Source organism: Cupriavidus sp. 2SB, from assembly GCF_005503625.1.
GTDB lineage: Bacteria > Pseudomonadota > Gammaproteobacteria > Burkholderiales > Burkholderiaceae > Cupriavidus.
Window position 1 is genome coordinate 1 of the sequence record NZ_SCMX01000158.1, and the last position, 3,022, is coordinate 3,022.

At 64.1% G+C, this 3,022-nt stretch carries 2 protein-coding genes; one reads left to right on the forward strand and one right to left on the reverse strand.

Features of this window, described 5'->3' with window-relative positions:
• Positions 1 to 106 precede the first annotated feature (106 nt).
• Positions 107 to 922 (reverse strand): prolipoprotein diacylglyceryl transferase, encoded by an 816-nt coding sequence (lgt, locus tag FFS21_RS31725; RefSeq protein ID WP_137928631.1) that lies wholly within the window; start codon positions 920 to 922, stop codon positions 107 to 109.
• 197 nt (positions 923 to 1,119) lie between these two features.
• Here lgt and ilvD point away from each other — a divergent pair, with 197 nt between their 5' ends.
• Complete coding sequence (gene ilvD / locus FFS21_RS31730) at positions 1,120 to 2,793, forward strand: dihydroxy-acid dehydratase (RefSeq protein WP_137928632.1); 1,674 nt, start codon at positions 1,120 to 1,122, stop codon at positions 2,791 to 2,793.
• The last annotated feature ends 229 nt before the right edge of the window (positions 2,794 to 3,022 follow it).

Consider the following 3,022-nt stretch of genomic DNA (forward strand, 5'->3'; position numbering starts at 1 on the left):
GTTGAGGGGTGTGGGCAGGCGTTTGTCGTGATTTGAACCGCTGGCCCTCTCCCCCGGCCCCTCTCCCGCGTGGCGGGAGAGGGGAGCACACCGGAGGGGAAGTCTCTTAACGGGCGCCGGCTGCGGCGCCGTTGGCTTGGCGGCGGTAGGCCCACAGCACCATCAACACGCCGACCAGGATCATCGGCAGGCTCAGCCACTGGCCCATCGACAGCTTGAGCGCCAGCAGGCCCAGGAAGGTGTCCGGCTCGCGCGCGAATTCGGCCAGGAAGCGGAACGCGCCATAGCCGATCAGGAACACCCCTGACACTGCGCCCATCGGCCGCGGCTTGCGCGAGAACAGCCACAGGATGATGAACAGCGCCACACCTTCGCCCGCGAACTGATACAGCTGCGACGGATGGCGTGGAATGTTGTCGCCGGCCTGCGGGAAGATCATGCCCCACGGCAGGTCGGTCGGGCGGCCCCACAGCTCGCCATTGATGAAGTTGCCGATCCGGCCGGCGGCGAGTCCGCACGGGATCATTGGCGCGATGAAGTCGGTCACTTCCATCCAGTGGCGGCGCCGTACCTTGCCGAACACCCACATCGCCACCAGCACGCCCAGGAAACCGCCGTGGAAGGCCATGCCGCCTTCCCACACCTTGAAGATCTCCAGCGGATGGGTCAGGTAGTAGCTCGGCTTGTAGAACAGCACATAGCCGAGCCGCCCGCCCAGGATCACGCCGAGCACACCATAGAACAGCATGTCGTCGAGATCCCGCGTCACCCAGCCGCGCGCGGCGATGTGCGGCTGCTTGATGCGCAGGCGGCCGAACCACAGGAACATGATGAAGCCGGCCAGGTACATCAGGCCGTACCAGCGGATGGCCAGCGGCCCCAGATGGATGGCAATCGGATCGAATTGCGGATGAACGAGCATGTCGTGATGGAAAGATTGAAATCGTTGGCGTGCGCGGACAGGGGTCGCGCGCCGTCATTCTGACGTGCCGAATGGTGCGTAATGATGTCATAAAACGTTTTTGCACCTCGGGATCGAACTATTTGACACCCCGGAACGTGGAGCGCATCCTTTCCCGCACAACAACGCAACAACAACCATCCCCCGGAGACAGTCCCATGGCGTTCAACAAGCGTTCGCGGCACATCACGCAGGGCGTGGCGCGCTCCCCCAACCGCTCCATGTATTACGCGCTCGGCTATCAGAAGGAAGACTTCGACAAGCCGATGGTCGGCATCGCCAACGGCCACTCGACGATCACCCCCTGCAACGCCGGCCTCCAGCGCCTGGCAGACGCCGCCGTGGACGCCATCCGCGCTGCCGACGCCAATCCGCAGATCTTCGGCACGCCCACCATCTCGGATGGCATGTCGATGGGCACCGAGGGCATGAAGTACTCGCTGATTTCGCGCGAGGTGATCGCCGACTGTATCGAGACCGCCGCGCAGGGCCAGTGGATGGACGGCGTGGTCGTGATCGGCGGCTGCGACAAGAACATGCCGGGCGGCATGATCGCGCTGGCACGCATCAACGTGCCGGGCATCTATGTCTACGGTGGCACCATCCGGCCGGGTAACTGGAAGGGCAAGGATCTGACCATCGTCTCGTCGTTCGAAGCCGTGGGCGAGTTCACTGCCGGCCGCATGAGCGAGGAAGACTTCGAAGGCGTGGAGCGCAACGCCTGCCCGAGCACGGGATCGTGCGGCGGCATGTACACGGCCAACACGATGAGTTCGTCGTTCGAGGCCCTGGGCATGTCGCTGCTGTACTCGTCGACGATGGCCAACCCCGATCAGGAAAAGGTGGACAGCGCCGCGGAATCGGCCCGCGTCCTGGTGGAAGCCATCAAGCGCGACATCAAGCCGCGCGACATCATCACGCGCAAGTCCATCGAGAACGCGGTGTCGCTGATCATGGCGACGGGCGGCTCCACCAATGCCGTGCTGCACTTCCTGGCCATCGCCCACTCGGCCGAGGTGGAGTGGACGATCGACGATTTCGAGCGCATTCGCCGCCGTGTGCCGGTGATCTGCAACCTGAAACCATCGGGCGAATACGTGGCCACGGACCTGCATCGCGCGGGCGGCATACCGCAGGTCATGAAGATCCTGCTCAATGCCGGCCTGCTGCACGGCGATTGCCTGACCATCACGGGCCGCACGCTGGCCGAGGAACTGGAACACGTACCCGATCAGCCGCGCGCCGATCAGGACGTGATCATGCCGCTGGACCGCGCGCTGTACAAACAGGGCCACCTGGCCATCCTCAAGGGCAACCTGGCGGAAGAAGGCGCGGTGGCCAAGATCACCGGGCTCAAGAACCCGGTCATCACCGGGCCGGCGCGCGTGTTCGAGGACGAAGCCAGCGCCATGGATGCCATCCTCGCCGACCGCATCCAGCCCGGCGATATTCTCGTGCTTCGCTATCTCGGCCCGAAGGGTGGTCCAGGCATGCCGGAAATGCTGGCGCCGACCTCGGCGATCATCGGCAAGGGGCTGGGCGAATCGGTCGGCTTCATCACCGATGGACGATTCTCGGGCGGCACCTGGGGCATGGTGGTCGGCCACGTCGCCCCGGAAGCTTTCGTAGGCGGCACGATCGCACTGGTGCAGGAAGGGGACTCGATCACGATCGATGCGCTGCAGCTACTGCTGCAACTGAACGTGCCCGACGAAGAACTGGCGAAACGCCGTGCCGCATGGAAACAACCGGCACCGCGCTATACCAGAGGCGTGCTGGCGAAGTTCTCGAAACTGGCGTCGACTGCGAGCAAGGGGGCGGTGACGGATTGAGGCCCCAGGCTCGCTGCTGGGTTTCTCCCCTCTCCCTCTGGGAGAGGGGCGGGGGAGAGGGTAAGCGGGTCTGCTTGCTGACTTGTCGCAATCTGCACTGCTGGCCCTCACCCCCAACCCCTTGTATGTCGCATCATTGTCTCCGGACGCCACAGATCGACAACCCCATGCTCTGGACGTTAGTCCAAGTTCGAGGGAGAGCTAGGATCGTGGTGTCCATTTCTTGGTA